The sequence below is a fragment of the Pseudomonas sp. B21-032 genome, from assembly GCF_024748965.1.
GTDB lineage: Bacteria > Pseudomonadota > Gammaproteobacteria > Pseudomonadales > Pseudomonadaceae > Aquipseudomonas.
The window spans coordinates 4,152,932-4,177,294 of sequence record NZ_CP087180.1 but is presented as its reverse complement, the minus strand read 5'-3'; the positions used below and the strand labels follow the sequence as shown (position 1 = coordinate 4,177,294).

Sequence of the window (24,363 nt, the reverse complement as noted above, 5' to 3'; positions counted from 1 at the left end):
ACTTGACCCGCGATGCTTTCAGGTATCATGGGCTTTTCCCGCCAGTGATACCCCTGCAATGACAACCCTCTCCCAAGCCCTCGAATCCTGCGACATGCTCCTGATCGACGGCCTGCACGCTTTTGACTTCACCTTCGACGAAACCGGCCTGCATATCGCGCTGATGGACGGCCGCGTTCGTAAACAATGGTCGTTCACCCCGGAGCAGATCGGCGCCGCCCGGCTCGAAGGTACCGACTGGCTGATCACGGCCGACACCGGCGAGCATCGGCTAGTCTGTATGAGTGCCTTTAGTGCCCGCGAAGAGGATGACGATGACGCGCCTGCTGAAGAACCTGCTGATCGCCAGTAGCATGAGCCTGATGTTCACCGCCCAGGCCCATGAGCTGCTGGTCGGCAGCTACACCGCAGGCAGCAGCGAGGGCATCTACCGTTATCGCTTCAACAGCGACAGCGGCCAGATCGACCCCACGCCGCTGCAGGTGCTCAACAGTGAAAACCCGTCCTGGCTGACCCTCTCGGTCGACAAGCGCCTGCTGTTCGCGGTCAACGAGAATGGCGCCGGCAACGGCCAGGTCAGCAGTTTTGCCATCGGCAAGGACGGCAGTCTCAAGGCTCTGAACCAGGTGCCCAGCCTGGGCGACGAGCCGACCCATTCCAGCCTCAGTCATGACCAGCGCTACCTGTTCGTCGCCAACTACGGCGTGTTGCCCGCCCCGGGCGGCAGCCTCAGTGTGTTGCCGGTAGACCGCAACGGCCACTTGCAGGCCTCGGTGCAGCAGGACCGGCACAAGCCCAGCGGCGTCAATCCGGAGCGCCAGACCGGGCCGCACGTGCATTCGGTGGTGTCCTCGGACGACGGCAAGTACGTGTTCGCCAGTGATCTTGGCGCCGACAAGGTGTTTGTCTACCGCTACGACGGTGCCAGCCCCACCCAGCCCCTGAGCGCGCTCGAGCCGGTCAGCCTGCCGCCGGGTAGCGGGCCGCGGCACTTGCTGTTCGACCGTGACGGCAAGCATGCCTACCTGACCCTGGAAATGAGCGCGCAAGTGGTGGCGTTCGAGTACCAGGACGGCAAGCTGCTGGAGCTGCAGCGCCTGCCCTTGACCGAACAGGGTGATGCCTCGGCCCGCGCGGCGGGGGCCTTGCACCTGTCGGCTGACGGGCGCTTTCTGTATGTCAGCAACCGCGGTACGGCCAACGAGCTGCTGGTGTTTGCCGTCGATGACAAGACCGGCAAGCTGATGCAGGTGCAGCGGCGCAGTGTCGAAGGTGATCATCCACGGGAATTCACCCTCGACCCGAGCGGCAAGTTCCTGCTGGTGGCCAATCAGAAGAGTAACCAGATCGTGGTGATCCGCCGTGATCCACGCAGTGGCTTGCTCGGTGAAACCGTGCAGAAGCTGGCCCAGGATGCGCCCTCGGACCTGAAGTTCGTCAACTGACTATCAATTGCGCTGATGTTTGCTACTGCTGCAATGAATTTCTGTGCGCCGCGCTCGCGGCGTAAGTTTGAACTACGGCCCCAGACGGCCACTTCAAACCACAGACTTCGAGGGTCAGCGCCATGAACTTCAACCTTTTCCCGGTCATCGCCGCTTCCGCCATTTCTGCTTCGGTGGTCCTGCCGGCCAACGCCCATGTCGAGCTCAGCGAGCGCAAATCGTCGACCCAGAGCTACACCCAGAAGTACCTGCAACAAAGCGCCAACTTCTACGCCGCGCTGGACCACAAGTCGCAGCACTAGCGCGCCATGATCGCCTTGAACAGCGCCGACTCCAGCCAACCCTGCAGCCACGCCCGCAAGTGCGGGTAGGGCGCCTGGGCAAACCATTCAGGCTCGACCCCGGCGAACTGGCGCATCAATGGCAGTAACGCCGCATCCGCCAGGCTTGGATGGTCAGCGAACAGGTAGCCCTGGTGTGCCAGTCGCTCATTCAGTTCGGCCAGCCAGGGTTCAGCCTGTGCCCGGTACTCCTCACGCGAGTGCTGTGGGTAGCGTTCAGCGTACTTGTACAGATTGACCTGCACCTTGAACTGGCGATCATTGCGCTCGATCAGCGCCTCGGCGGCCTGCGCCGCCTGCGGGTCGGCCGCCAGTTGCCAGTCTTGCGGATCATGCCGGGCCAGGGCCCAGCGCATGATCTCCAGGCTTTCCTCCAGCACCAGGCCGTCTGCACTCAACACCGGTACCGTGCCCTTGGGCGACAGTGCCAGTAGTTCGGCCGGCTTGGCCTTGAGGCTGACTTCGCGAATCTCTACCGGACACTCGGCATAGCGCAGCGCCAGGCGCGCACGCATGGCCCACGGGCAGCGGCGGAACGAGTAGAGGATCATCCGCTGACCTCCACCGTGCTCAGGCCATTGCCCTGGCGACGCACCTGGATCTGCACCGGGATACGCTCGTGCATTTCCTGTACGTGGGAGATCACCGCGACCTTGCGGCCCTGGGCCTGCAGGCCGTCGAGGGCGTCCATGGCCAGTTGCAGCGACTCCGGATCAAGGCTGCCGAAGCCCTCGTCGATGAACAGCGACTCGATGCGCAAGGTGCTCGAGGCCATCGATGCCAGGCCCAGGGCCAGGGCCAGCGAGACCAGGAAGGTTTCACCGCCCGACAGCGAATGCACCGAGCGCAGCTCGTCGCCCATTTCCGTGTCCAGCACCAGCAAACCGAGCAGGCTGCCACCGCGCTTGAGCCGGTAGCGCCGGGCCAGCTGACGCAACTGGGCGTTGGCGTGGTGCACCAGCAAGTCGAGGTTGTAGCCCTGGGCGATCTTGCGGAAGGTGTCGCCGGTGGCCGAGCCGATCAGGGCGTTGAGCCGCGCCCAGCGCTGCCATTCGCCGTAGGCGCTGGCGATCCGTTCGGCCAGGGCCTGGTGCGCCAGTTGCCGGCGCTGGTCTTCAGCCTGGGCGGCACGCAGTTCGGCGCAGGTCTGTTCGCTGGCCGCCAGCTGTAGCTGCAGGCTGTCGATTACCTGCTCCAGGGCTTCGCGGGTGAGCTCGGCGTTGCCCTGGGTCTGATGCTGGTCCAGGCGCTGCTGGCGCTCCTGCAGCAGGGTGCGGGCCTGTTCGATGGCTTTTTCGGCGTCCTGCAGACCCTGACGCAGCTGCGCTACGGCGTTGTCGTCCAGTGCCAACAATTGCTCCAGGCCACTGTCGTCCAGCTCCGGGTGGCCCTGGCGCCATTGTTCGATCTGCGCGCGAACCTCGTTGTGTTCCTGTTCCAGGTTGCTCAGGCGTTCGTCTTTGGCCTTGAGCTCGGCGGCCAGTTCGATCAGTTGCGCCTGGGTTTGCTGCAGTTGTTGCAACGCCTGGGTTTCAGCCTGGCGTGCGTGCTCCACGGCCTGTTCCAGATGCTGCTGCCAGTGTTCGGCGCTGGCCTGTTCGCCGAGCAGGGCGGTGAGGCTGTCGCGGCTACTTTGATGCTGGTGTTCCAGCTCAGTGCACTGCTGTTGCAGCTCTTCGTGTTTTTGTACCCGCGCCTGTTGCTGCAGCTGGGCTTTGTCCAGGCTCTGCTGGCGCTCGGCATGTTCCTGCTGTTCGTCCTTTTGCCGTTGCAAAAGATCCAGGCGCAGGGCCAGTTGCTGGTCCAGGCGCATGAAGGCGGCGGCCGGCTCCTGGCGCAGGTCGTTGAGGATGTCAGCGGGCAACAGGCTGGCGAAGCTGCCCAGTTCCTGCTCCAGGCGTTCTTCGTCACTGGCCAGCGCTGTTTGCTGCTGGCTCAGGTGCTGGCTGGCCTGTTGGCTGGCTTCTTGGGCTGCCTGCAGCTGCTGTTGCAGGCGGCTGGCGTCTTTTTGCAGGGTCAGCAGGGCGTTCTGGCGCTGCTCGTCACGACCGATGTCGTGGTTCAGGTTGCGTGCCTGCAAGTCCAGCCAGGTGCTGCGCTGGCTTGCGTCCTGAGCGGCCAGCGACGGGTACAGCGGGTGCGCTTGGAGGCTGGGCAGCAGCGCCTGTTGCTGGCTGCCCAGTTGCTCCTGCTGGTGCAGGTACTCCTTGATCTGGCCGTTGACCCCGCCCAGTTGCGTGCGCAGCTCATCGAGTTGCTTCTTCAGCCCGTCGACCACCTGCTGGGCATTGGCTTCTTCGTTCTGGTCGTGGCGGCCGAGGCTTTGCAGCAGGGCTTCGGGCTGATGGTAAGGGTGTTCCTGGCTACCGCAGACCGGACAGGGCTGGTCGTCCTGCAATTGCGCGCGCAGTTCTTCGACGCTCTGGCTGCGGGCCAGGCGCTGGCGTTCGAGCAACTGGCGAGTAACGTTCAGCGCCTGTTCGGCGGCGGTCAGCTGGTTTTTGCCATTGAGGCCTTCGCTGATCAGCTGTTCGCGTTGTTGCAGGGCAGCTTGCTGGCGTTCGCGCAGGGCTTGCAGGCGCTGTTCGAGCTCTTGCTGGTTGCTCCACAGCCGGCTCAGTTCTTCGACCTGGCGTTGCTGCTGGCGGTTTTTCTGCAACAGCTCGCCAAGCAGGCCGATCTGTTCGGCCAGTGCCTCGGGTTCGGCCTCGGCTTCGCGGTAGAGCAGGGCCAGGGCGGCGCGTTGCGTTTCAAGCTGGGCGTGGGCCTCGCTGGCGCGTTGCTGCAGGCCCGGCAGTTCGGCACGGCCCTGGTTTAGGCGGTTGCCCAGTTGCATCAGTTGCTGCAGGCGGTGGCGATAGGCATTCCAGGCTTCGCTCAAGCCAGCCAGCGCCACGCTTTGCTCAAGCTGCGCGCCGATCTGCTGCAAGCGTTGTTCGCTCAGGCGTTGCTGCTCATTGAGGCTCAGCAGCTGTTGCTGGCCTTCGGCACTGGCCTGTTCGGCCTGCTGCTTGAGCGCTGTGCTGTTGGTCAGCTCCTGCTGCAGGCGGGTCAGGGTGTTTTGCTCGGCAAAGGCCTGGCGTAGCGCAGGTGCGCTGTCGCTTTGTTGCGCCAGGGCCAGGCCCAGGGCTTCGCGGGCCTTGGCCTGTTCGTCCTGCAGCTGCTGCTGACGGCCTTGCAACTGCTCATGTTGCTGGCGCTGCGCGGCGATACTTGCGGCCAGCGGGCTGAGCTGGGCATTGAGCGCCTGCTGGCGGGCGAACTGGTGACGCTGCGGTGCCAACTGTTCCAGGCGCGCAAGCTTCAGCCGCTCACCGTGCAGGCTGTCGTGGTGGTGTTGGGCGCTGTGCAATTGCGCGCTGGCGGCCTGCACTTGCTCTTGCAGTTGCAGCAGCTCGCTGAGCCAGCTGCGTTGCTGTTCGAGCAGGCGCAGTTGCGCCTGTTCGGCCTTGAACCCGTCGAGCGCTTGGGTGTAGTGCAGGTCCAGTTCGGCGCGAGCCTCGGCGGCCATGGGCAGCACGCCGCTGGCCTGGTCCTGCAGGGCTTTGTGCGCCTCTTCGGCTTCTTTGCTCTTGCTGTAGGCGCGGCGCCCCAACTGGCTGTAGATCGCCGTGTTGGTGAGTTTTTCCAGCAGCTCGCTGCGCTCTTTGTCATCGGCCTTGAGGAAGGCGCTGAACTCGCTCTGGGCGAGCATAACGGCGCGGGTGAACTGCTCGAAATTAAGTCCCAGGCGCGACTCGATCAGTTGCTTGTATTCGGCCTTGCTCTGGTTGCTCAGCAGTTGCTCGCTGTCCAGGTCATGCAGGCTCTGGCGGCTGCCTTGCAGCTTGCCGTTGGCCTTGTCGCGGGCGCGGTTGGTTTCCCAGCGGGCGCGGTAGCGACGACTGTCGATGCCGACGAAATCCACCTCGGCAAAGCCGCTGCCCGAACCCCGACGCAGCAGGGTGCGCGGGTCGCTGGTAAGGATGTCGCTGTCGACTTCCGGCAACTTGGTTTCGCGGCCGATGTTGCTCAGCCGCGGCACCGCGCCGAACAGCGCCAGGCACAGGGCATCGAGCAGGGTGCTCTTGCCGGCGCCGGTAGGTCCGGTAATGGCGAACAGGCCGGCGCTGGCCAGCGGCTCGGCGCTGAAGTCGATCTCGATCGGGCCTTCCAGGGAGGCCAGGTTCTTCAGGCGGATGGCGAGAATCTTCATGGCTGTTCTTGCTCCTGCTGGACGTCCTGCAGCAACAGGGCAAAGTCGGCCAGGGTCTGTTCATCGACGGCGTTGCCGTAGGCCTGCTCCCAGGCGCGGCTGAACAGCTCGTGCGGGGTCAGTTGGCCGAGTTCCAGCAGGTCGGCGCTGCTGTCGTCTGCGCTGCGGCCGTTGCCGGCATACTCGGCGGCGATGCGCACCAGGCGCACGGCCTTGCCGTGCAGGGCGTCTTCCAGTTGTGCCCGCAAGTCGGGCAGGGGCTCGTCCAGGCGTACGCGGATCTCCAGCCAGGGTTGGCGCTGGGGATCGTCGAGCAGGTCGACCACCGGCAGTTCGGCCAGTTGCTCCAGCACCTCGGCCAGCGGCGCCGGGCCGAGGCGTTGCAGGTGCACGGCACGTGGTACCAGGCGCGATTCGACGCTGGCAAGCTTGGCGCCTTCCAGTTCGATTTCCAGGACCTGGTGCTGATAGCCGATTTCCGAGAACGACAGCGGGATCGGCGAGCCGCTGTAGCGGATGCGCTCTTCGCGGTTGACCTTCTGCGGTTTGTGCAGGTGGCCGAGGGCGACGTAGCTGATCTCCGGGGCGAACAGCCGCGCCGGCAAGGCTTCGGCGTTGCCGATGATCAGGCTGCGTTCGGAGTCTTCCGAGATCGAGCCGCCGGCCATGTGCGCATGGCTCACGGCAATCAGCGCCTGGCCGTTTTTGCGCCGTTGCAGGGCGGCGGCGATGAGTTTTTCGTGGACCTGGGCGATGCCGCGCAGGTAGTCATCGCCCAGGTGCGCACCGGTGACTTCTGCCGGGCGCAAAAATGGCAGCGCCAGGCACCAGGCGGCGACCTTGCCTTTGGCGTTGGTCAGTGGGATCAGCAGGCGTTCGCTGTCCAGCTCGCCTTCATCCAGCCACTGCACACGGCCCAGGGCGTGGGTGCGCAGGCTGCGCATCAGCGGCGCCGGCAACTCGATGCGCGAACCGGAGTCATGATTGCCGGCAATCATCACGATGGTCAGCTTGGGCTGCTGTTCGTGGGCCTGGACGATGAAGTCGTAGAGCCGTTCCTGGGCTTTGACCGGCGGGTTGACGGTGTCGAAGATGTCGCCGGCAATCAGCAGGGCATCGGGCTGGCGCAGCTTGAGCTGGCCGAGCAGCCACTCGAGAAAGCAGGCGTGTTCGAAGTCGCGTTCCTGGCCGTGCAGGGTTTGACCCAGGTGCCAGTCGGAGGTGTGAAACAGACGCATGAAGGGTTCCGCAGTGTGCCGGCGTGGCGCCCGGGGCGTCACGCCTTGAGGTTATTTGGGGTACAGCGGCGGCAAGCTGCCGTTCTCGCTTTGTGCAGGCTGGACCTGCTCGGCGGCCGGGATGGTACCGATGGCCCGCCATAATTCTTCGCCTTGCCAATACTGCCCGCTTTCGCTGTACAGCGCGCCGTTGAGGCCATCGAGGGCATCGGACAGCGGCACGAAACGCGCGGCCATCTCGGCCAGGGTTTCCGGTTGCTGGCGCGCCCAGGCATCCAGGGCCTGGCGCGTTGCTTGAGGGTCGTTGGCCTGGCACGCGCGTTTAAGGTCATCAAGCAGGGTGCGCGGGCTCGGCCCGCTTTGCGCCGCGCGCAGCACCGCCGGTTGCGAGCGCGCCCGCCACCACAGGGCGAAGCCCAGCAGGGTGGTCAGGGCCAGCACCAGGGTACTCAGTTGCCAGGGCCAGAGCAGGTAGGTGTGCACCGTGACCGGGTCGACGCTGGCCGGCTTGTCGGCACTCAGCGCCGGGTTGTCCTCGATCTGCAGGCTGCGCGCCGGCAGATTGCTGCGCTCCAGATGATCTTCGCGGGTGTTCCACCAGACCACTTCCTGGCTCGGCAGTTCCAGCCTGCCGGCGTGGGTCGGTACCAGCGCTTCGCGCTCTTCACGCACCCCGAGCAGGCCGCGGTCATTGACCTGGTTGCGCAGTTGCGGCTGGTCCGGGTAGCGGCGCAGGCCGCTCACTTCGGTGCCGGGCAGTGGTGGCAACTGGGCGCTGGACAAACCCTCGGCCTGGAGGATCACGGTGCGGGTCAGCGAGTCGCCGATTTGCGTCTGTTGCTGGGCCGGGTCCGGGCTCCAGTGTTCTTCCAGGGTCAGGCTGTTGGCCGGCAGCCACGGCGTATCGGCTGGGTAATCGGCCGGGATCGGGTCGACCGTCAACACCAGCGGCGTCGAGCTGACCTGCACCTGCTTGCCGGCGCGCGGGGTGTTGAGTTCCTGCTCGGCGTCGTTCTGCGCGGCGGTGGCGCTGAAGGTCAGGGCCGGGATTTTCAGGTCGCCGCTTTGCTGCGGGTAAATTGCATAGCGCATCTCGATCACGCCGTGGCGCACACCGTCGATGACTTTTTCGAAGGTGCGCGACTCACCCAGCGGCTCGACCCTGGCGTTGTCCAGCTGCAGCGGGCTGAGGCTGCTGTCGTCGTACAGCGGCACCGAGTGATAGATGCTCAGGGTCAGCACCGCCTGGGCCTGGACGTAAACCTCGGGCTGGTCGAGGCTGGCGTCGATGAACACCGGCCCGTGGTTTTCGCTGCTGATCTCGTTGGCCTGGATCTGCAGGCTGATCGGCTGGCTGCGCACCTCGCCCAGCTGCAGGGCGGGAATTTCCACGCTGCCGCTCTGGCGTGGCAACAGGGTGATGATCCAGCGGGTGTTGGCGCTGTTCTCGTCGAGGCTGTTGAGGCTGTTGACCTGGCGGGTACCGCGCACCTCGAAGCTGGCAGCGAGCGGCGTCAGGTCGGGCTTGCCGAATTGGGTGACATCCTGGGTCTCGAGGGTCAGCTCAAGGGTTTCGCCGGCATTCAGGCGGGTGCGGTCGACACTGGCGAGCAGCGCCGCCGCCTGCACCTGCAGGGCGATAAAGAGGCTGAAGATCAGGACGCAGACGCGACTCATCGATGGGTTTCCTGATGTTGTTGCTGTTCATACCAGAATTTACGCCGCAACAGCTCGGCCGGGTTGTCCGGAATCTGTCGCAGCCATTGTTCCAGGGCCTGGCGCTGTTCGGCATCAAGGCTGCTGTCGGTCGGGCGCTGGGGCGGGCGGGTGGTGTCTTCGTCGTCCGCGCCGCTGGCCTGGTTTTGTGCCTGCTCGTTGGCGTTGTCTGCAGGTTTGCCCGCTTCATCGGCCTCTTGCGGTGGTTTTGCAGCGGCCTGGTCCTGGGCGTTCTGCGCGCTGCTGGCAGCGTCGCTGCTGCTGTTGGGGTCGCTTTGCTGGCTGTCTTCGGGCGGCTGCTCAGGCGTCTGTTCGGCCTGGCGTTGTTGCAGCAATTGCTCGACCAGGGCCTTGTTGGCCAGCGCCGGTTGCAGTTCCGGCTGGCGCTCCAGGGCCTGTTCGTAGGCATCCACTGCGGCTTCCAGTTCACCGCTGCGGGCCAGGGCGTTGCCGCGATTGTAATGGTCGGCGGCGCTGTTGCCCTGGGCGAACTGGCGCGCGGCGCCGTTGTAGTCGCCGGCCTCATACAAGGCCAGGCCTTTCCATTGCGGGTCTTCGAAGTGCCGCGCAGCTTCGGCCGGGCGCTGCTGCTCAAGCAGGTGCTGGCCTTGCTGGTCGGGGCGCAGCCACAGGTCGTTGAACTCGAAGGCGTAGCTTGGTTGCGGCAGGGCCAGCAGCAACGGCAGGCAGAACAGCCAGCCACGGCGGCCGGCGCAGGCGGCCAGCAGCAACAGTGGCAGCAACAGCCAATAGCCCTGGTCGGCCCAGCTGTCGAGCTGCACGGTCTGGCCATCGTCTCGCAGGCTGCGCGGGTTGTCGAACAGGCGCAGGCCGCGCAGGTCGAGGTCGTCGATGCGGGCGCTGCGATAACGCCCGCCGGTACTGGTGACAAAGGCTTTGAGGCTGGCGCTGTCGAGGCGCGGCAAGAGGATGCCGCCCTGATCGTCCTTGAGGAACTCGCCGTTGGCCTGCCTGACCGGCGCCCCCTCGGCGCTGCCGACGCCGAGCATCAACAGGCTCGGGCCTTGGCGGCCAAGCGCCTGGACGATGCCCTGGCGCTCCTGGGTATCGAGCGATGAGCCGATCAACAGCAGCCGGCCCTGGCCGATGCCTGCCTGGGCGAGCAGGGCCAGGCCCTTGCGCACGGCAAGATCCGCGCGCTGGCCGGCTTGCGGCATGATCGCCGGGTCCAGGGCTTCGAGCAGGTTGCGGCTGGTGGCCAGGTCGTCGGACAGCGGCACCAGGGTGTGTGCGCTGCCGGCGTAGACGATGATCGCGGTCTGGCTGTCGCGGCGGTGCTCGAGCAGGTCGAGGATCTTGCGTCGGGCCTGTTCCAGGCGGTTTGGCGCGGCGTCGTCGGCAAGCATCTGCGGGGTCAGCTCAAGCAGCACCACCAGCGGGTCGGCCGGGCGCTGGCGGGTGTCCTCCAGGCGCTGCCAGCTTGGGCCCACCAGGGCCAGCACGGTGATCAGCCAGGCCAGGCCCAACGCGATCCACGGCAGTTTGCTGTCGCGACCGTTGCCGCCACCGAGCAGCACGGCATGGAAGGCCGCGGGCAGGATCATCTGCCAGCGCCCGGCGCGTTTTTGCCGGTGCCAGAGCTTCCACAGCAACCAGGCCAGCAGCGGCAGGACGACCAGCCACAGCGGGCGTAGCCATTGCGGCCACAGTTCGTTCATCGCCGCCTCCTCAAGCGCAGCCGTTGCAGGCGCTGGCGCCATTCCGGGTGCGGCTGCAGGAAGCGTGGGCGGCGCAGCAGGCGCTGCAACAGGTTGTCGGGCCATTGCTGTTCGACCACCAGCAGCACGCTGAGCACCAACGCCAGGGCCAGCGGCCAGCTGTACAGCGGCTCGGCGGTGCGCGCCTGGGTCGGCTGCTGGGCCACAGGCTCCAGGCGGTCGAGGGCGTCGCCGATGGCTTGCAGTTCTTCGCCGTCGTGGGCGCGGAAGTAGCTGCCGCCGGTCAGTTCGGCGATTTCCTTGAGCGAGGCTTCGTCCAGGTCCAGGCTCGGGTTGATGCCCAGCAAGCCGGCGGTGCCGGTCTGCTCCGGGTCGGCACCAATGCCGATGGTGTAGATGCGCACGTTTTCCTGGGCGGCCAGGCGCGCGGCGGTCAGCGGGTGGATCTGCCCGCCGTTGTTGGCGCCGTCGGTGACCAGCACCAGCACCCGGCTCTGCGCCGGGCGCTGACGCAGGCGCTTGAGCGCCAGGCCGATGGCATCGCCAATGGCAGTGTTCTTGCCGGCGATGCCGATCTGCGCTTCGTCGAGGAAGGTGCGTACGGTGCGCCGGTCGAAAGTCAGCGGTGCCTGCAGGTAGGCCTGGCTGCCGAACAGGATCAGGCCGACGCGATCGCCCTGGCGCTCTTCGAGAAAGTCGCCGAGCAGGGCCTTGACCAGGGTCAGGCGGCTGACGTCGTCGCCTTGCCACTGCATGTCGGGAAAGTCCATGGAGCCGGAAACATCCACCGCCACCAGCAGGTCGCGGCCACTGGCGGCCACCGGCAGCGGTTCGCCCAGCCACTGCGGGCGGGCGGCGGCAAACAGCAGCAACAGCCAGACCAGCACGAATGGCGCTTGCTGGCGCCAGGTCGGCAGGTTCAGGCGCGCCCGGCGCCCGGCCAGGCCTTCGAGTTCATCGAGGAAACTGACCTTGAGCACCGGCTCGCCGCTGTCGGCGGCCGGCAGCAGCAGGCGCGCCAGCCAGGGCAGCGGCAGCAGCACGAAGATCCACGGCCAGGCCAGTTCAAACATGTTTGCGGATCCAGGTTTCGACCGACTGGTTGAGGCCGTTGATGGCTTTGTCGTCGAGTTTGCATTCGGGCTTGTAGGCGCCTTCGACCAGTACCATCCAGCGGGTCAGACCGGCGGCCGGGCAGCGGTTATCAAGAAACGCCAGCCATTGGCGGCCGTTGAGGGTATGGCTGTGGCTGCCCGGGTAATGGTTGCGGCACAGGCGCTTGAGCAGCGCGTTGATCTGCTGCAGCCAGGCCCCGGCCGGGGCACCGTCGTAGGGTTTGGGCAGGCGCGCGAGTTCGGCCAGTGCCTCGATGCGTACTGGGTCCAGAGGCAGTTCGGCGCGCACGATGGGCTTTTTGCCCGGGCGCCAATGGCGCAGGCGCCACAGGCCCCAAGCCAGTAGCGGCAGTAGCAACAGCAGTGCCCACCAGCCTGGCGCCAGCGGCCACCAGCCGATCGGCGGTGGGGCCAGCAGCGGCTGCAATTGATCGAGCGGGTTCACGAGGTTTTCCCCGGTCGTTGCGCGTTAAGGTACTCGCGCAGTTGCTCGATCATCTCGCTCTGGGTGCTCAGCGGCATCAGCACCACCCGCAGCTTTTGCGCCAGCAGCTCCCAGCGTTCGATGCGCGCCTCGCTTTGCTGGCGGTAGCTCTTGCGCAGGGTCGGGTCGAGGGTGTCGAGCTCCAGTTGCGCACCGTGCTGGGCAAAGCGCAGCAGGCCGGCGGCCGGCAGGGCATGGTCGAGCGGGTCGGACAGCGGCAACAGCAGCAGGTCGCAATGACGCGAAAGCAGGCTCAATTGCTGCTCGACCGCAGGCGTCAGCGCCCGCTCGTCGCAGATGATGATTGCCAGGCTGCCCGGGCGCAGCACTTCGCGGGCGCGGCGCAGGGCGATACCGAGGCTGTCGGCCTGGGGCACGGCTTCGGTGTGCAGCGACTGGTTGACCCGTGCCAGGCGGTTGAGCAACTGCAACAGGCTCTGCTTGCTGCGCCGTGGCTTGATTTCGTAGTGCTCGTTGTCGCCGAACACCAGGCCGCCAATGCGGTCGTTGTGGCCCAGCGCAGCCCAGCCGATCAGGGCGGCGGCCTGGGCGGCGAGCACCGACTTGAACATCAGCCCGGAACCGAAGAACAGACGCTGGCTTTGTTCGACGAGGATGAAGATCGGCCGTTCACGCTCCTCATGGAACAGCTTGGTATGCGGCTCCTGGGTACGCGCGGTCACCCGCCAGTCGATGTTGCGCACATCGTCGCCGGCCTGGTACACCCGCACCTGGTCGAAGTCGACCCCGCGTCCGCGCAGTTTCGAGTGGTGCAGGCCGACCAGCGGGCTGCGCTGGCCGGGCCGGGAGAACAACTGCACTTCGCGCACGCGATGGCGCATCTCGATCAGCTCGGCGAGGCTGATGCGGATTCCGGGCGCGGCCAGCAGGCGATTGGGCATGGGTTCAGGCGACGGCGACGACGTCGAGGATGCGCTGGATCACCCGGTCCTGGTCAATCCCGGCGGCCTCGGCCTCGAAGGAAAGAATGATGCGGTGGCGCAGTACGTCGAACAGCACCGCCTGGATGTCTTCAGGGCTGACGAAGTCGCGTCCGGCCAGCCAGGCATGAGCCCGCGCGCAGCGGTCGAGGGCAATCGATCCGCGCGGGCTGGCGCCGTAGGCGATCCAGTCGGCCAGCTCCAGGTCGAACTTGGCCGGGGTGCGGGTGGCCATCACCAGTTGCACCAGGTATTCCTCTACCGCGTCGGCCATGTACAGGCCGAGGATTTCCTTGCGCGCGGCAAAGATCGCCTGCTGGCTGACCCGTCGTTCCGGCTTGGTCTCGCCGTTGAGCGCCTCGCCCCGGGCCTGCTGGAGGATGCGCCGTTCGACGGCGGCATCGGGAAAACCAATCTTGACGTGCATGAGGAAGCGGTCGAGCTGGGCTTCGGGCAGCGGGTAGGTGCCTTCCTGCTCGATCGGGTTCTGCGTGGCCATCACCAGGAACAGCGGCGACAGCTCGTAGGTACTGCGCCCGACACTGACCTGGCGTTCGGCCATGGCCTCGAGCAGCGCCGACTGAACCTTGGCCGGGGCGCGGTTGATTTCGTCGGCCAATACCAGGTTGTGGAAGATCGGCCCCTGCTGGAACACGAAGCTGCCGGTTTCCGGGCGATAGATCTCGGTGCCGGTGATGTCGGCCGGGAGCAGGTCGGGGGTGAACTGGATACGATGGAACTCGGCTTCGACGCCTTCGGCCAGTTCCTTGATGGCCTTGGTCTTGGCCAGGCCCGGGGCGCCTTCGACCAGCATGTGGCCGTCGGCGAGGAGCACGATGAGCAAGCGCTCGACGAGTTTTTCCTGGCCCAGGATCTGGGTTGAAAGAAAGGTGCGCAGCGCGATCAGCGCCTCACGGTGTTCCATCGTTGACGGTTCCTGGAAAAAAGCCAGGGCGTGCGGCGTAAAAGCGCCCGGGCGGGGGCTGATACTTTAATCCATCCGGGGGCTTGCGACTAACGGCAGCAGGGAAAATTGTTCAAATCGTGAAGTCGGGGCTGCTGTGCAGCCCATCGTCGGCAACGCCAACTCCCACAGGGATCGCGCTGACCCTGTGGGAGCCGGGGTGTCAGTTCTTGAAGCTGGAATGCTTGCGGCCCTGGTCACACAGGGCAAACACCACCACGAACACCGCCGCCACCGCCAGAATCAGCGCCACGCCGTCGGTGGAGTGGGTCGCCGAGTTGGCCACCAGCGCCAGGCCGCCCAGCGGTGCCAGGCCGCCGGCCACGGCGGTGCCGATCTCGCGCCCGGTGCCAAAGCCCGAAGAGCGGGTCTGGGTCGGGAACTGGCGGCTGAGGAACGAGCCCTGCGGGGCAAACATCATCGGTGCGAGGATGCCGGTACCGATGGCAATCGCCAGGTAGATCATCATCGGCTCGCCGGTGTTGAGCAGGCTCAGGAACGGGTAGGCGAACAGCACCGAGAACAGCCCGCCGAGCATCAGCACGGTCTTGCTGCTCCATTTGTCGCACAGCCAGCCGAAGAACGGCACGGCGATGATCGCTACCAGGCTGGCGATGGTCACTGACAACGAGGTGACATGGGCTTCAACGCCTTTGTACTGGGTCAGATAAGCCAGCGAGAAGGTCTTGAAGATGTAGCTCAGGGCGTTGTAGCCGATGGCCACGAAGAACACCACGGCCAGGCCTTTGAGGTCGTTGCGAAACAGCAGTTTGAGCGGCGATACCTGGTCCTTGGCCGGGGTTTTGTCGAGCTCTTTGAAGTCCGGGGTTTCCGGGATGCTTTTACGCACCCACAGGCCGACGCCGACCAGCACGATGCTGCAGATGAACGGGATGCGCCAGCCGCCGGCGAGCAGGAACTCGTTGCCGTTCATGGTCAGCAGGTAGACGGTCAGCGACGACAGCAGCAGGCCCAGGTTCAGGCCCAGCGCCGGCCAGGCGCCCTGGCTGCCGCGCTTGCCTTCGCTGGCGTGTTCATAAGAGGTCACCGCCGCGCCAGACAGCTCGGCACCGGCGCCCAGGCCCTGAATGATGCGTACCAGCACGAGGATGATCGGCGCCCAGATACCGATCGAGGCGTAGCTGGGGATCAGGCCGATCAGGGTAGTGCACACGCCCATCATGCAGAAGGTGATGACCAGTACCTGCTTGCGCCCGAAGCGGTCGCCCAGGTAGCCGAACAGTACGCCGCCGAAGGGGCGGGCGATAAAGCCGATGGCGAAGGTGGAGAACGCCAGCAGCGACGCCACCGCGGGGTTGCTCGGGTCGAAGAAGATCTTCGAGAAGACGATCGCCGCCATGGTCGCGTACAGGTAGAAGTCGTACCACTCCAGCATCGAGCCGAAGATGGTCGCGGCGGCGACCTTGCGCAGGCGTTTGCGTTTTTGTTCCGGGGTTTCGCTCGCGGCCGCAGCCGCCTCATGTACCGACATGTGGGGTGTTCCTTTTTTGTCTTTGTAGTTAGGTGTGCAGCAGGATTCAGCGGGCCTTGAAGATCCTTTCGGCGATCATCTGGCCGATCGGGATGGCCGAGGTGGCCGCCGGTGACGGCGCGTTGCAGACGTGCACCATGCGCGGCGTCTCGGCGAACAGGAAGTCGTGCACCAGGGTGCCGTCGCGCATCACCGCCTGGGCGCGGATGCCGGCCTCATAGGGCAGCAGGTCTTCGACATTCAGCGACGGGCAGTACTTGCGGCATTGCTCCAGGTAGCCGCCTTTGAACAGCGAGTTCTTCATCTCGGCGGTGCCGGAACCAAGGTTGTTCCAGATGGTTTTCCAGAACCCCGGAAAACGCGCGTATTCGGCAACGTCGCGCCAGTTCACCGAGAACTTGCGGTAGTTTTCCCGGCCCAGCCCCAGTACCGCGTTCGGCCCGACGGTAACGCTGCCGTCGATCATCCGCGTCAGGTGCACGCCAAGAAACGGCAGCTCCGGGTCGGGGATCGGGTAGATCAGGTGGTTGACGATGTCGTTCTTGGCCGCAGGCAGGCGGAAGTATTCGCCGCGGAAGGGGATGATCTGGTGGTCGATCTTGACCCCGGCCATGGTTGCCAGGCGGTCCGATTGCAGGCCGGCACAGGCCACCAGCTGGCGGGCGCTCCAGACCTTGTCGTCGCTGCTGATGGTGACCTTGTCGGCGGTTTCGACAATAGCGCGCACGGTGGTTTGCAGCTGCACTTCGCCGCCGAATCGCTGGATGACCCGGGCCATGGCTTCGCAGACCTGCTGGTAGTCGACAATGCCGGTGGCATCGAGGAACAGGCCGCCGAGGCCGACGATGTTCGGCTCGCGGCGTTGCAGCTCCTTGGCATCCAACTGTTCGACCTTCAGGCCGTTCTGCTGCGAGCGCTCGTACAGGGCACGCATGCGCTCGACTTCCAGCGGCGTCGAGGCCACCAGCAACTTGCCGCAGACTTCGAACTTGATCTGGTGCTCGCTGCAGAACGCTTTGGTGGCCTGGGCGCCGCGCTTGCACAGGTCGGCCTTGAGGCTGCCCGGCGCGTAATAGATGCCTGCGTGAATCACGCCGCTGTTATGCCCGGTCTGGTGCTTGGCCAGGCTGCTTTCCTTTTCCAGGATCAGCAAGGAGGCGCCCGGTTGGCGTTCCAGCAGCGCCATGGCGGTGGCGAGGCCGACGATGCCGCCGCCGATGATGCAGTAGTCGTAGATCATGCAGGTGTCACCTTGGCTTGTTCTTATCAGAGAGTCTGCTTATCAGGTTGTCAGACTAAGTAGGTCAAACAAAAGGGCGCCATGCCGCAGCGCCCGTTCTATAGGGTGTTCAGTCGATACTCGGCAGGTCCAGTTTCAGGCGTTTGGCCGAGGCCCGCAGGTGCGCTTCGGCGCAGGCTGCGGCGCCAAGCCGGTCGCCATCGGCGATGGCCTGGTACAGCGCCTGATGCTCGCGATGGGCATCGGCCGAACCGCCGACCGAATGCGCCGCCGAGTTTTCCCAGGCGGTGCGACGGGCTGCGGCCAGCTGGCCACGCAGAAAATCATGGAAAGCGACGAAATAATCGTTCTTGCTGGCCTCGGCGATGGCCCGATGAAACTCCACGTCGGCAGCGGCGGCCACGGCAAACTCGCTGCGCTTGTCGAGCATCTCCTGCAGGGCCTTGCCCATGCGCGCCAGGTCAGCGGCGTCGCGGCGCTGGGCGGCTACCGAGGCGGCCTGGGTCTCGATCCACAGGCGCACTTCGAACATCTGCACCAGGTCCGGGCTGCGGCCTTGCGCAGCAGGGAAGCGGAAGACCGTGCCGGTCGGGGTTTGCGAAATGTACGAACCCAGGCCGCGGCGGGCGATCAGCACCCCGTCCGCCTTGAGCTGGGCCACTGCCTCGCGTACCACCGAGCGGCTGACGTTCAATTGCTCGGCCAGTTGCTGTTCGGTGGGCAGGCGCGATTCGGCCGCCAGGCGACCGGAATCGATTTCGGCGCGGATGGCGCCGACAACCCGTTCGACCAGGGTGTCGGGGCGCTGAAGCTCAAGCATGAGGGGTGGCTCATTAATCAGGTTGTCAGACAATGCCTTTTGCAGCGGTTCCTTGTCAAGAAACCGCGTGGGCGATTACAGCTCGCTGATGTAGGTGCCGGTGCCCTTGAGGATGTTCTGCAGGGTTTCTTCGACTTCGGCGAGGTCGGTGCCGTCGGCGGTAAGCAGGATTTCCAGAAAGTCGTCGCCATTGAGCGCATCGGTATCGCCCGCTGCCACTTCGATCATCAAGCGTTTGGCACTGAAGGTCACTTTGAGGCCATCGAGGGTGCTTGGCTCGTCATCCAGGGTGATGTCCACCGTGTCTTCGTCCGGATAGCGCGTCATGAGGAACATCTGGCCCTTGTCGCTGTGGCAGCACAGGGTGGCCATGTTGTCTTCTTCATCATCGCAGGGGGTGGCGAAGAGCAGGGCGGTCTTGAATTGCATGAGCGGCTCGATCAATAAGTTGAAACACGATTCTGCCAGTCTTCGGCCTGTGGATAAACGTACGGTTGCACCTCAATGACCGAATATGTCGCAGCACCGCAAGCAGGGGCGGGCGGGCACTCGTTAAGCTGCGCTGTCGATGGACACCCGTAAAGACACAGCCGCGCTGGCAGTCGTTTTTGCAGATGCCCATCCGTGGAGCGGGAAGATGTGACTTGCGGGTCACCTTGAGCGCCTGTTTCTATGGTTTTACCGTCCTCCTGCTACGGGTTGGCTATCGTTGATCCGTAAACGGCGGACGCGCGCGACGCTTCACTCAATAATAAAGCCCAAGCGGAGTACCACAGATGGCGTTTTTCACCGCAGCCAGCAAAGCCGACTTCCAGCATCAACTGCAAGCGGCCCTGGCGCAGCACATCAGCGAACAGGCACTGCCACAAGTGGCGCTGTTCGCCGAGCAGTTCTTCGGCATCATCTCTCTGGACGAACTCACCCAGCGCCGTATGTCGGACCTGGCCGGTTGCACCCTCTCTGCGTGGCGCATCATCGAGCGTTTCGATCACTCCCAGCCTCAGGTTCGCGTCTACAACCCCGATTACGAGCGTCATGGCTGGCAGTCGACCCACACCGCGGTCGAAGTCCTGCACCATGACCTGCCATTTCTGGTCGACTCGGTGCGCACCGAGCTCAACCGCCGCGGCTACAGCATCCATACCCTGCAGACCACCGTACTGAGCGTGCGTCGCGGGCCGAAAGGCGAGCTGCTGGAAATCCTGCCCAAGGGCACCCAGGGCGAAGGCGTGCTGCAAGAATCGCTGATGTACCTGGAGATCGACCGCTGCGCCAATACTGCCGAACTCAACCTGCTGACCCGCGAGCTTGAGCAGGTGCTGGCTGAAGTGCGTGTCGCCGTCGCCGATTTCGAGCCGATGAAAGCCAAGCTGCGCGAGGTCGTGGCGCTGGTTGAACAAACCGCCTACGCCCCGGCACAAAATGAAAAGGCCGAGGTCAAGGCGTTCCTCGAGTGGCTGCTGGGCAACCACTTCACCTTCCTCGGCTACGAAGAATTCGTCGTCCATGGCGACGCCCAGGGCGGCCAGCTGCAATACGACGAGCAGTCGTTCCTCGGCTTGACCCGCATGCTGCGCGTCGGTCTCACCGCCGAAGACCTGCGCATCGAAGACTACGCCGTCAATTACCTGCAAGAGCCGCTGCTGCTGTCCTTCGCCAAGGCCGCGCACCCAAGCCGCGTGCACCGTCCGGCCTACCCGGACTACGTGTCGATCCGCCAGCTGGACGCCGACGGCAAGGTCATCAAGGAATGCCGCTTCATGGGCCTGTACACCTCTTCGGTGTATGGCGAGAGCGTGCGCGCGATCCCCTACATCCGTGGCAAGGTCGCCGAAGTCGAGCGCCGCTCGCACTTCGACCCCAAGGCCCACCTGGGCAAGGAGCTGGCGCAGGTCCTGGAAGTGCTGCCGCGCGACGACCTGTTCCAGACCCCGGTCGACGAGCTGTTCAGCACCGTCATGTCGATCGTGCAGATCCAGGAGCGCAACAAGATCCGCGTGTTCCTGCGCAAGGACCCGTACGGCCGCTTCTGCTACTGCCTGGCCTACGTGCCGCGTGATATCTACTCCACCGAAGTGCGGCAGAAGATCCAGCAGGTGCTGATGGAGCGCCTCAAGGCCAGCGACTGCGAGTTCTGGACCTTCTTCTCCGAGTCGGTACTGGCCCGCGTGCAGCTGATTCTGCGCGTCGACCCGAAAAACCGCATCGACATCGACCCGCAGCAACTGGAAAACGAAGTGATCCAGGCCTGCCGTTCGTGGCAGGACGACTACGCCAGCCTGACCGTCGAAAGCTTCGGCGAAGCCCAGGGCACCAACGTCCTGGCCGATTTCCCGAAAGGCTTCCCGGCCGGTTACCGCGAGCGTTTCGCCGCCCATTCGGCGGTGGTCGACATGCAGCACCTGCTGACCCTGTCCGAGCGCAAGCCGCTGGTCATGAGCTTCTACCAGCCGCTGACCCAGGCCGGCAAACAGCAGCTGCACTGCAAGCTGTACCACGCCGATACGCCGTTGGCGCTTTCAGATGTGCTGCCGATCCTGGAAAACCTCGGCCTGCGCGTGCTCGGCGAGTTCCCCTACCGCCTGCGCCACGCCAATGGCCGCGAGTACTGGATTCATGACTTTGCCTTCACCGCCGCCGAAGGCCTGAACCTCGACATCCAGCAGCTCAACGACACCCTGCAGGATGCATTCGTGCACATCGTCAATGGCGATGCCGAGAACGACGCCTTCAACCGCCTGGTGCTGACCGCCGGCCTGCCATGGCGCGACGTGGCGCTGCTGCGTGCCTACGCCCGCTACCTCAAGCAGATCCGCCTGGGCTTCGACCTCGGTTACATCGCCAGCACCCTGAACAACCACACCGACATCGCCCGCGAGCTGACCCGGTTGTTCAAGACCCGCTTCTACCTGGCGCGCAAGCTCACCAGCGAAGACCTCGACGACAAGCAGCAGCGTCTGGAACAGGCGATCCTCACCGCCCTGGACGACGTTCAGGTGCTCAACGAAGACCGCATCCTGCGTCGCTACCTGGACCTGATCAAGGCCACCCTGCGCACCAACTTCTACCAGACCGATGCCCAGGGCCATAACAAGTCGTACTTCAGCTTCAAGTTCAACCCCAAGCTGATCCCCGAGCTGCCCAAGCCGGTGCCGAAGTTCGAGATCTTCGTCTACTCGCCACGGGTCGAGGGTGTGCACCTGCGCTTTGGCAACGTCGCCCGCGGCGGCCTGCGCTGGTCGGACCGTGAAGAAGACTTCCGCACCGAAGTGCTGGGCCTGGTAAAAGCCCAGCAGGTGAAGAACTCGGTGATCGTGCCGGTCGGCGCCAAGGGCGGTTTCCTGCCGCGTCGCCTGCCGCTGGGCGGCAGCCGCGACGATATCCAGGCCGAAGGCATCGCCTGCTACCGGATCTTCATTTCCGGCCTGCTGGACATCACCGACAACCTCAAGGACGGCGCCCTGGTGCCGCCGGCCAACGTCGTCCGGCATGACGACGATGACCCGTACCTGGTGGTGGCTGCCGACAAAGGCACCGCGACCTTCTCCGATATCGCCAACGGCATTGCCATCGACTACGGCTTCTGGCTCGGCGATGCGTTCGCCTCCGGTGGCTCGGCCGGTTACGACCACAAGAAAATGGGCATTACCGCCCGTGGCGCCTGGGTTGGCGTGCAGCGTCACTTCCGCGAGCGCGGCATCAACGTCCAGGAAGACCCGATCACCGTGGTCGGCGTCGGCGACATGGCCGGTGACGTGTTCGGCAACGGCCTGCTGATGTCCGACAAGCTGCAACTGGTGGCGGCGTTCAACCACCTGCACATCTTCATCGACCCGAACCCGGAGCCGGCCAGCAGCTTCGCCGAGCGCCAGCGCCTGTTCGACCTGCCGCGTTCGGCCTGGAGCGACTACGACACCAGCATCATGTCCGAAGGTGGCGGGATCTTCCCGCGCAGTGCGAAAAGCATCGCGATCACCGCGCAGATGAAAGAGCGCTTCGCCATCGAAGCCGACAAGCTGACCCCGACCGAGCTGCTCAATGCACTGCTCAAGGCGCCGGTCGACCTGCTGTGGAACGGCGGTATCGGCACCTACGTCAAGTCCAGTGAGGAAAGCCACGCTGACGTCGGCGACAAGGCCAACGACGCCCTGCGCGTGGACGGCAACGAGCTGCGCTGCAAGGTGGTGGGCGAGGGCGGCAACCTCGGCATGACCCAGCTGGGCCGGGTCGAGTTCGGCTTGAACGGCGGCGCCACCAACACCGACTTCATCGACAACGCCGGTGGCGTGGACTGCTCCGACCACGAGGTCAACATCAAGATCCTGCTCAACGAAGTGGTGCAGGCTGGCGACATGACCGAGAAGCAGCGCAACCAGCTGCTGGGCAGCATGACCGACGAAGTGGCCGGCCTGGTGCTGGGCAACAACTACAAGCAGACCCAGGCGTTGTCGCTGGCTGCGCGTCGGGCCAAGGAGCGCATCGCTGAATACAAGCGCCTGATGGCCGACCTTGAAGGCCGTGGCAAGCTGGACCGCGCCATCGAGTTCCTGCCGACCGAAGAGCAACTGGCCGAGCGCCTGGCCGCCGGTCAGGGCCTGACCCGTGCCGAGCTGTCGGTGCTGATCTCGTACAGCAAGATCGACCTCAAGGAGCAGTTGCTCAAGTCGCTGGTGCCGGACGATGACTACCTGACCCGCGACATGGAAACCGCGTTCCCGCCGTCGCTGGTAAGCAAGTTCGCCGAGGCCATGCGCCGCCATCGCCTGAAACGCGAGATCGTCAGCACCCAGATCGCCAACGATCTGGTCAACAACATGGGCATCACCTTCGTTCAGCGCCTGAAAGAGTCCACCGGCATGAGCCCGGCGAACGTCGCTGGCGCCTACGTGATCGTGCGCGACATCTTCCACCTGCCGCACTGGTTCCGTCAGATCGAGGCGCTGGACTACCAGGTCCCGGCTGAAATCCAGTTGACCCTGATGGACGAGCTGATGCGTCTGGGCCGCCGTGCGACCCGCTGGTTCCTGCGCAGCCGTCGTAACGAGCAGGATGCCGGGCGTGACGTGGCGCACTTCGGACCGAAGATCGCTGCTTTGGGGCTCAAGCTTGACGAACTGCTGGAAGGGCCGACCCGCGAGCGCTGGATGACCCGTTACCAGGGCTTTGTCGAAGCCGGCGTGCCGGAGCTGCTGGCACGCATGGTGGCCGGCACTACGCACCTGTACACCCTGTTGCCGATCATCGAGGCTTCCGACGTCACCGGCCAGGACCCGGCCGAAGTGGCCAAGGCCTTCTTCGCCGTTGGCAGCGCCCTGGACCTGACCTGGTACCTGCAGGAAATCAGCAACCTGCCGGTGGAAAACAACTGGCAGGCCCTGGCCCGTGAAGCCTTCCGCGATGATATCGACCTGCAGCAACGGGCGATCACCATCTCGGTGCTGCAGATGATCGACGCACCCGAGGACATGGACGCCCGTGTGGCCCTGTGGCTGGATCAGCACCGGGTCATGGTCGAGCGCTGGCGCGCCATGCTCGACGAGCTGCGTGCCGCTACCGGCACCGACTACGCCATGTACGCGGTGGCCAACCGCGAACTGGTGGACCTGGCCCTGAGTGGCCAGGCAACGGTGATGCCGTCTTAAGCGGCTAGCTTTAAGCTACAAGCTGCAAGTGGAATGCGTTGTTTCCGCTTGCAGCTTTCAGCTTGCTACTCGTGCAAGCTAACAACGTTCTCACCAACAGCGCCGCCTGCTTTTTCTTGTCGCTTGAAGCTTGCAGCTTGCAGCTTGCAGCCTACTTAAACCTTCGCTCTACACCTTTCTCGACCAGAATCTTCGCCGCAATCTCTTCCACGGAGAAATGCGTGGAGTTGATGTGCGCAATGTTCTCGCGGCGGAACAGGTTCTCCACTTCACGTACCTCGAACTCGCACTGGGCAAAGCTTGCGTAGCGGCTGTTGGGCTTGCGCTCGTGGCGGATGGCGGTCAGGCGGTCGGGGTCGATGGTCAGGCCGAACAGCTTGTGCTGGTGGTTTTTCAGGGCCTGGGGCAGTTGCAGGCGCTCCATGTCATCTTCGGTCAGCGGGTAGTTGGCCGCGCGGATGCCGAATTGCATGGCCATGTACAGGCAGGTCGGGGTCTTGCCGCAACGCGACACGCCTACCAGGATCAAGTCGGCCTTGTCGTAGTAGTGGGTGCGCGCGCCGTCGTCGTTGTCGAGAGCGAAGTTGACCGCCTCGATGCGTTCCATATAGTTGGAATTGCCGCCGATCGAGTGGGATTTGCCCACCGAATAGGACGAATGGGCGGTCAGTTCCTGTTCCAGCGGGGCCAGGAAGGTCGAGAAGATGTCGATCATGAAGCCGTTGGAGGTGGCGAGGACCTCGCGGATATCCTGATTGACGATGGTGTCGAAGATGATCGGACGGACACCGTCTTTCTCAGCGGCGCTATTGATTTGTTGTACCATCACCCGCGCTTTTTCTACGCTGTCGATGTACGGACGCGTGAATTTATTGAACGGAATGGTATCGAACTGCGCTAGAAGACTCTGTCCCAGCGTCTCGGCGGTAATGCCGGTGCCATCGGAGATAAAGAAAGCAGATCGTTTCATTTGCGCCTTGGGCCTTAAGCTGGTGACGAATCTTGGATATGATAGGTTCGGTTTACCGAACACTGCGTTCGGCATTCTCAC

At 64.6% G+C, this 24,363-nt stretch carries 18 protein-coding genes; 4 read left to right on the top strand and 14 right to left on the bottom strand.

What is annotated here, in order from left to right; translation table 11 throughout:
- The first annotated feature begins 58 nt into the window (after positions 1 to 58).
- From LOY54_RS19155 to LOY54_RS19145, 3 genes are all read left to right on the top strand, one after another.
- Positions 59 to 352 carry a DUF5629 family protein gene (locus tag LOY54_RS19155; RefSeq protein ID WP_195884717.1) on the top strand — a complete coding sequence of 98 codons (294 nt, stop codon included), beginning with the start codon at positions 59 to 61 and terminating at the stop codon, positions 350 to 352.
- 1 nt (position 353) lies between these two features.
- The gene (locus LOY54_RS19150; protein WP_408980600.1) at positions 354 to 1,445 is read left to right on the top strand and encodes a lactonase family protein; all 1,092 of its coding nucleotides are present in this window, start codon (positions 354 to 356) and stop codon (positions 1,443 to 1,445) included.
- Between the two features lie 122 nt (positions 1,446 to 1,567).
- Positions 1,568 to 1,747, top strand: a complete 180-nt coding sequence (locus LOY54_RS19145) for a hypothetical protein (RefSeq protein WP_010223291.1) — start codon at positions 1,568 to 1,570, stop codon at positions 1,745 to 1,747.
- On the opposite strand, the gene LOY54_RS19140 is transcribed toward LOY54_RS19145, so the two are convergent.
- From LOY54_RS19140 to LOY54_RS19080, 13 genes are all read right to left on the bottom strand, one after another.
- The gene (locus LOY54_RS19140; protein ID WP_258607597.1) at positions 1,744 to 2,337 is read right to left on the bottom strand and encodes a glutathione S-transferase; all 594 of its coding nucleotides are present in this window, start codon (positions 2,335 to 2,337) and stop codon (positions 1,744 to 1,746) included. The genes LOY54_RS19145 and LOY54_RS19140 overlap by 4 nt on opposite strands.
- Positions 2,334 to 5,981, bottom strand: a complete 3,648-nt coding sequence (locus tag LOY54_RS19135; RefSeq protein WP_258607596.1) for an AAA family ATPase — start codon at positions 5,979 to 5,981, stop codon at positions 2,334 to 2,336. Before LOY54_RS19135 ends, LOY54_RS19140 begins: the two co-directional genes overlap by 4 nt.
- The gene (locus LOY54_RS19130) at positions 5,978 to 7,219 is read right to left on the bottom strand and encodes an exonuclease SbcCD subunit D C-terminal domain-containing protein (RefSeq protein ID WP_258607595.1); all 1,242 of its coding nucleotides are present in this window, start codon (positions 7,217 to 7,219) and stop codon (positions 5,978 to 5,980) included. Before LOY54_RS19130 ends, LOY54_RS19135 begins: the two co-directional genes overlap by 4 nt.
- A gap of 51 nt (positions 7,220 to 7,270) precedes the next feature.
- Positions 7,271 to 8,896 carry a BatD family protein gene (locus LOY54_RS19125; protein ID WP_258607594.1) on the bottom strand — a complete coding sequence of 542 codons (1,626 nt, stop codon included), beginning with the start codon at positions 8,894 to 8,896 and terminating at the stop codon, positions 7,271 to 7,273.
- Positions 8,893 to 10,614: a tetratricopeptide repeat protein gene (locus LOY54_RS19120; protein WP_258607593.1), complete on the bottom strand. Its 1,722-nt coding sequence runs from the start codon at positions 10,612 to 10,614 to the stop codon at positions 8,893 to 8,895. Before LOY54_RS19120 ends, LOY54_RS19125 begins: the two co-directional genes overlap by 4 nt.
- A complete protein-coding gene (locus tag LOY54_RS19115; RefSeq protein WP_045195041.1) occupies positions 10,611 to 11,687 on the bottom strand; it encodes a VWA domain-containing protein in 1,077 nt (358 codons plus the stop codon). Before LOY54_RS19115 ends, LOY54_RS19120 begins: the two co-directional genes overlap by 4 nt.
- Positions 11,680 to 12,174, bottom strand: a complete 495-nt coding sequence (locus LOY54_RS19110) for a DUF4381 domain-containing protein (RefSeq protein WP_093380674.1) — start codon at positions 12,172 to 12,174, stop codon at positions 11,680 to 11,682. Before LOY54_RS19110 ends, LOY54_RS19115 begins: the two co-directional genes overlap by 8 nt.
- Entirely contained in the window at positions 12,171 to 13,115 is a 945-nt protein-coding gene (locus LOY54_RS19105; RefSeq protein WP_045195038.1) for a DUF58 domain-containing protein, read from the bottom strand. The genes LOY54_RS19110 and LOY54_RS19105 overlap by 4 nt, the downstream gene beginning before the upstream one ends.
- Positions 13,116 to 13,119: 4 nt before the next feature.
- Entirely contained in the window at positions 13,120 to 14,079 is a 960-nt protein-coding gene (locus LOY54_RS19100) for a MoxR family ATPase (protein ID WP_038994235.1), read from the bottom strand.
- A 202-nt stretch (positions 14,080 to 14,281) separates the two neighbouring features.
- The gene (locus tag LOY54_RS19095) at positions 14,282 to 15,610 is read right to left on the bottom strand and encodes an MFS transporter (RefSeq protein WP_258607592.1); all 1,329 of its coding nucleotides are present in this window, start codon (positions 15,608 to 15,610) and stop codon (positions 14,282 to 14,284) included.
- A gap of 46 nt (positions 15,611 to 15,656) precedes the next feature.
- Positions 15,657 to 16,850, bottom strand: coding sequence for an L-2-hydroxyglutarate oxidase (lhgO, locus tag LOY54_RS19090; protein WP_195884709.1), 1,194 nt, complete (start codon positions 16,848 to 16,850; stop codon positions 15,657 to 15,659).
- A gap of 109 nt (positions 16,851 to 16,959) precedes the next feature.
- Entirely contained in the window at positions 16,960 to 17,670 is a 711-nt protein-coding gene (locus LOY54_RS19085; RefSeq protein ID WP_045195031.1) for a FadR/GntR family transcriptional regulator, read from the bottom strand.
- Between the two features lie 75 nt (positions 17,671 to 17,745).
- The gene (locus LOY54_RS19080) at positions 17,746 to 18,099 is read right to left on the bottom strand and encodes a hypothetical protein (RefSeq protein WP_258607590.1); all 354 of its coding nucleotides are present in this window, start codon (positions 18,097 to 18,099) and stop codon (positions 17,746 to 17,748) included.
- Positions 18,100 to 18,446: 347 nt separating this feature from the next.
- Between LOY54_RS19080 and LOY54_RS19075 the strand changes: the two genes are divergently transcribed.
- Entirely contained in the window at positions 18,447 to 23,312 is a 4,866-nt protein-coding gene (locus LOY54_RS19075; protein ID WP_045195028.1) for an NAD-glutamate dehydrogenase, read from the top strand.
- 151 nt (positions 23,313 to 23,463) lie between these two features.
- On the opposite strand, the gene LOY54_RS19070 is transcribed toward LOY54_RS19075, so the two are convergent.
- Complete coding sequence (locus tag LOY54_RS19070) at positions 23,464 to 24,282, bottom strand: pyruvate, water dikinase regulatory protein (RefSeq protein WP_045195025.1); 819 nt, start codon at positions 24,280 to 24,282, stop codon at positions 23,464 to 23,466.
- Between the last annotated feature and the right edge of the window lie 81 nt (positions 24,283 to 24,363).